Source organism: Oceanibaculum pacificum, assembly GCF_001618175.1.
In the GTDB taxonomy this organism is placed as follows: domain Bacteria; phylum Pseudomonadota; class Alphaproteobacteria; order Oceanibaculales; family Oceanibaculaceae; genus Oceanibaculum; species Oceanibaculum pacificum.
In genome coordinates this window covers 1-5,082 of sequence record NZ_LPXN01000092.1, presented here as the reverse complement: position 1 = coordinate 5,082, position 5,082 = coordinate 1, and the positions used below count along the sequence as shown (strand labels likewise).

Genomic DNA, 5,082 nt, shown 5'->3' with positions numbered 1-5,082 from the left:
GAAGCCGGGTGAGGGGAGACCGGCGCTTTCCCAACCTGACCGGCGCTTTCCCAGCCTAAAGAGTTGACATTGCGGTGCGGAAAGCGCATTTGTGCACTGCCGCATAGACGGCCCTTGGCGTCCGGACCGCGTGAACGCTGCCTTTTTACAGGCATCCGGTACTGTCTGACGCTGCTGATATCCATTGATCGCCCAGGACACGCGGGGCGTCCCCGAAATGCCCGCGCTGGTTCTACGCGCCGCTGATGAGCGGCCGGCTCTGCTTTGCGGGCCTTCACGCGAAAGTTTTCATTTTGACCAAATTTACCGACCTCGGCCTTTCCGCGCCGTTGCTTCAGGCCGTGACCGCCGAAGGCTACGATACCCCCACGCCGATCCAGGCGCAGGCCATTCCGGCCGTGATGACCGGCGGCGACCTGCTGGGTATCGCCCAGACCGGCACCGGCAAGACCGCGGCCTTCGCGCTGCCGATCCTGCATCGGCTGACCGCCGAGGGTAACCATATCAAGACGCCGCGCGGCTCCTGCCGGGCGCTGATCCTGAGCCCGACGCGCGAGCTGGCGAGCCAGATCGCCGAGAGCTTCCGGGTCTATGGCAAGTTCCTCAACCTCTCCGTCGCCACCGTGTTCGGCGGCGTCTCATCCGGCCCGCAGATCAAGGCGCTGCAGCGCGGCGTCGATATCGTCGTCGCCACGCCGGGCCGCCTGATCGACCATCTGATGAGCCGCAGCGTGCGTCTCGACCAGGTGGAGATCTTCGTGCTCGACGAAGCCGACCAGATGCTCGACATGGGCTTCATCCTGCCGATCCGCCGCATCGTGAAGACGCTGCCGGCTGTGCGCCAGAACCTGTTCTTCTCGGCCACCATGCCGCGCGAGATCGAAGGCCTGGCCGGCGAGTTGCTGACCGATCCGGTGAAGGTCGCCGTCACCCCGGTCGCCTCCACGGCGGAGCGGGTGGCGCAGCAGGTGATCTTCGTGCCGGCCGGCCTGAAGCGCGCGCTGCTGGCCGACCTGTTGACCGACGAGAAGATGGGCTTCGGCCGCACCCTGGTCTTCGCCCGCACCAAGCATGGCGCGGACAAGGTCGTGCGGTTCCTGGAAGCTGCCGGCATCGTCGCCGCCGCGATCCATGGCAACAAGTCCCAGGCCCAGCGCGAGCGGGCGCTTGCCGCCTTCCGCGACGGCGCTTGCAAGGTGCTGGTGGCCACTGACATCGCCGCGCGCGGCATCGATGTCGACGCGGTGACCCACGTCATCAATTTCGACCTGCCGAACGTGCCGGAAAGCTATGTCCACCGCATCGGCCGCACCGCGCGCGCCGGGGCGACGGGCATGGCGATCTCCTTCTGCGACCGTGACGAGCGCTCCTTCCTGCGGGACATCGAGAAGCTGATCCGCCAGAAGGTGCCCGAGCTGCAGCGCCTGCTGCCGGAAGGCACTCCGGTGACGGTGGAAGAGCCGCGCGAGGAGCGCCGCGACCGCGGCGCCCGCCCGCATGGCCGCCCGCAGGGGCGTCCGCAAGGCCGTCCCCAGGGTAATCGCCCCGGCCGTGGTCACGGTGGGGGTCACGGTGGGGGCCACGGCGAGGGCCAGCGCGCCGAAGGTCGTCCGGAAGGGCGTCCGGAAGGTCAGCGTCGTCCGGAGCGTCGTCCCGATGCGCCGCGCGCCGATGCCGTCCGCTCCGACGCGCCGCGTCCCGAGCGCCGGGAGGAGCGTGGCGACGACACCATGGGCGGCGTCGGTTTCATGAAGCCGCATCGCCAGGGCCCGAAGCCGCACGGCAAGCCCCAAGGCAAGCCGCATGGCCACAAGCCGCGCGGCGACCGGCCCCAGGGTGAGCGTCCCCAGGGCGAGCGCTCCCAGGGCGAGCGCCATGCCAGCAACACCAACCGCCCGGGGGAGGCGCGTGCTTCCCAGGGCGGCGACCAGCCGCGCCGCCGCAAGGTCGGCTGATGCCGTGATCCCTCTCCCGCAGGGGAGAGGGCGTCTGCAAGACGGACTTATGAACCCTCCGCCTAACCGGCGGAGGGTTTCTTTTTTTTACCAGCTGGTGACGACCGCGCCCTTGAAGCGGGTCTGGATGAACTCCTTCACCGGCTGGGTGTGGTAGGCCTTCAGCAGGGCGGCGACCCAGGGCTTGCCCTTGTCCTGTTCGCGCACGGCGATGATGTTGGTGTAGGGCGAGTCGGCGTTCTCCCGCGCAATCGCGTCCTTCACCGGGTCGAGGCCGGCCTCGACGGCGTAGTTGGTGTTCACCGCCGCCGCCGTAACGTCATCCAGCGAGCGGGGAAGCTGCGCCGCGTCCAGCTCGATCAGCTTCAGCTTCTTCGGATTCTCCGCGATGTCCAGCAGGGTCGGTTTCAGCCCGACGCCGTCGCGCAGCTTGATCACACCCTTGGCCTGCAGCAGCAGCAGCGAGCGGCCGCCATTGGTCGGGTCATTCTGGATCGCCACGGTGGCACCCTCGGGCAGCTCGTCGAAGGACTTCACCTTCTTCGAATAGAAGCCCATCGGGAACACCACGGTCTGGCCGACCGACACCAGCTTGAAGCCGCGATCCTTCACCTGATTGTCCAGATAGGGCTGGTGCTGGAAGGAATTGGCCTCGATGTCGCCGGACGCCAGCGCGGTGTTCGGCACGACGTAATCGGTGAATTCGATGATCTCGATGTCCAGCCCGTCCTTGGCCGCGACCTTCTTCACCTGGTCGAGGATTTCGGCATGCGGGCCGGCGGAGACGCCGACGCGGATAGTTTCCGCCGAGGCGGCACCGGCAAGGCCGGCGGTGAGCAGCAGGGCAGTAAGGCCGCCGAGGATACGCTTGTTCATGAGAGATACTCCTTTGGATTTGAACTGGAAAATCAGGCGGTGCGCAGGCGCTTGTTCACCCGCCGGGCGAGGCGTTCGCCCAGCGACTGGATGCCCTGCACAAGCACGATGAGGAGGAGGACGACGGCGGCCATCACTTCCGGCATGAAGCGCTGGTAGCCATAGCGGATGCCGAGATCGCCCAGCCCGCCGCCGCCGACCGCGCCGACCATGGCCGAGTAGCCGATCAGGCTGACGATGGCGAGGGTGAGGCCCAGCAGGATGCCCGGCAGGGCTTCCGGCACCAGCACCTTGGCGATGATCTGGTAGGGCGTGGCGCCCATCGCCTCCGCCGCCTCGACCAGCCCGCGATCGACCTCGCGGATCGCCGTCTCGACGATGCGCGCGATAAAGGGCACGGCGGCCACGGTCAGCGGCACGATGGCCGCACTGGTGCCGATGGAGGTGCCGGCGACCAGCCGCGTGAACGGGATGATCGCCACCACCAGGATGATGAAGGGCGTCGAGCGGGTGGCGTTCACCAGCACCCCGCCGATGCGGTTGAACAGCGGCGCGGCCAGCAGCTCGCCCCGGCCGGAGGTCGCCAGCCAGACGCCGAGCGGCAGGCCCATCGCCGTGCCGATGGCCCCGGCGATGGCGACCATGTAGAGCGTGTCGAGCGTGGCTTCAGCCAGCAGCACGAAGAGCTGGTGCGACATGGCCCAGGACCTCCACGGAAAGTTGATGGGATTGGAAGAAGGCGAGTGCTGTACTCAGCGTCTCGCCGCCGGGCAGCGAGACCACCAGCGTGCCGAACGGTCGGCCCTGGATATGGTCGATGCGCCCGGACAGGATGTTGGCGTCGATGCCGTGATGCCGGGCCAGCCGGCTGAGGATCGGCTGGTCGGCGCTGTCGCCGACGAAGCGCACCAGCAGCACCGCCTCGCCGCCCGGCTGTGGATCGGCGCGCAATTGGTTGGCCAGAACCGGCGGCAGGTCGATGCCGGTCACCATGCCGATGAAGGAGCGCGTGGTCGGGTGCTGCGGCCGGGTGAACACCTCGAACACGCTGCCCTGCTCGATCACCTTGCCGGCCTCCAGCACCGCCACCTTGTGGCAGATTTCCTTGATGACATGCATCTCGTGGGTGATCAGCACCACGGTCAGCCCCAGCTTGCGGTTGATCTCGGCAATCAGCCGCAGCACGTCGCGCGTGGTCTCCGGGTCCAGCGCGCTGGTCGCCTCGTCGCATAGCAGCACCTTCGGCTCGGTCGCCAGCGCGCGGGCGATGCCGACGCGCTGCTTCTGCCCGCCCGACAGCTCCGCCGGATAGCGGTCGCGCTTGTCGGTCAGGCCGACCAGCTCCAGCAGCGGCTCGACCTTGGCCTTGATCTCGCGTTTCGGCACGCCGGCCAGTTCCAGCGGCAGCGCCACATTGTCGAATACGCTGCGCGAGGACAGCAGGTTGAAATGCTGGAAGATCATGCCGATGCCCCGGCGCTCCCGGCGCAGCGTGGAGCCGGACAGCGAGGATATCTCCACGCCGTCCACCAGCACCCGGCCGGAGGTGGGTTTTTCAAGCTGGTTCACGACGCGGATCAATGTCGATTTGCCCGCGCCCGAGCGACCGATGATGCCGAAGATTTCACCGGCTTGGATGGTGAGGCTGACCTCGTCCAGCGCGATGACGCCGGGGCCGCCGCGCTTCGGCGGCGGGTAATGTTTGGAGACCTGATCGAGCTGGATCATGTCCTGGAACTCCTGACGTAGGGATGGCGGATCGGGCCGCTGTCAGCGGCTTCCGCAGGGTGTCCGATAAAGGGAAAAGGGCCGGGCGCTCTAGGGCGAGGGCCGGGCCAGGCCGGCTGTCAGGTGCGACAGCGGCAGCGGCGCATTCGGCGGGTCAGGCCGGTCAGCGACGGAAATTCAGGCAATAAAAAAAGCGCACTCATGGCTTGCTCCATCAACCGACGGGAAAACCACGAATACACTTCCGTGGCGCTTTAGCGTTTTTTGACGCGGCGCAAGCTGCTCCCTCAAATCACCGCGAGACAGGTTTCCCTGTCTGCCCACCAAAATAAGCACGCCCAATTTTCCGTCAACCGGAAATTCACGCAGGAGGGGGCTGAAATTTTTGCAATGCACAATGGGGCGGTGTGGAAAGGGGTTTCGGTGGGAAGCCGAAGGTTCTTTCCTCGCCAGACCTTTCGAAACGCCCTTCGGGCTCCTCAGGGCGAGGGAGCTTTTGGATGTTCCGTCGGTGCCGCCTGGT

Annotated in this window: 5 protein-coding genes and 1 riboswitch; of the genes, 1 reads left to right on the top strand and 4 read right to left on the bottom strand. The window is 66.9% G+C overall.

Annotated elements, in window-relative coordinates; all coding sequences use genetic code 11:
• Positions 1 to 185: hypothetical protein (locus AUP43_RS19385; protein WP_232314894.1), on the bottom strand; the 185-nt coding region annotated here is incomplete at its 3' end.
• 108 nt (positions 186 to 293) lie between these two features.
• Here AUP43_RS19385 and AUP43_RS06360 point away from each other — a divergent pair.
• Entirely contained in the window at positions 294 to 1,955 is a 1,662-nt protein-coding gene (locus AUP43_RS06360) for a DEAD/DEAH box helicase (protein WP_084462609.1), read from the top strand.
• 87 nt (positions 1,956 to 2,042) lie between these two features.
• On the opposite strand, the gene AUP43_RS06355 is transcribed toward AUP43_RS06360, so the two are convergent.
• From AUP43_RS06355 to AUP43_RS06345, 3 genes are read right to left on the bottom strand one after another with little or no spacing between them, the layout of a single operon-like run.
• Entirely contained in the window at positions 2,043 to 2,831 is a 789-nt protein-coding gene (locus tag AUP43_RS06355) for a MetQ/NlpA family ABC transporter substrate-binding protein (protein WP_067553953.1), read from the bottom strand.
• A gap of 32 nt (positions 2,832 to 2,863) precedes the next feature.
• Entirely contained in the window at positions 2,864 to 3,529 is a 666-nt protein-coding gene (locus AUP43_RS06350) for a methionine ABC transporter permease (protein WP_067553950.1), read from the bottom strand.
• Positions 3,498 to 4,559: a methionine ABC transporter ATP-binding protein gene (locus tag AUP43_RS06345; RefSeq protein ID WP_067553947.1), complete on the bottom strand. Its 1,062-nt coding sequence runs from the start codon at positions 4,557 to 4,559 to the stop codon at positions 3,498 to 3,500. The genes AUP43_RS06350 and AUP43_RS06345 overlap by 32 nt, the downstream gene beginning before the upstream one ends.
• Positions 4,560 to 4,793: 234 nt before the next feature.
• Positions 4,794 to 4,868, bottom strand: a riboswitch (SAM riboswitch).
• Positions 4,869 to 5,082: the final 214 nt, after the last annotated feature.

Coding starts and splice junctions, on each gene's coding strand:
- AUP43_RS06355 (WP_067553953.1), bottom strand. CDS start 2,831: ATGAACAAGCGTATCCTCGGCGGCCTTACTGCCCTGCTGCTCACCGCC.
- AUP43_RS06350 (WP_067553950.1), bottom strand. CDS start 3,529: ATGTCGCACCAGCTCTTCGTGCTGCTGGCTGAAGCCACGCTCGACACG.
- AUP43_RS06345 (WP_067553947.1), bottom strand. CDS start 4,559: ATGATCCAGCTCGATCAGGTCTCCAAACATTACCCGCCGCCGAAGCGC.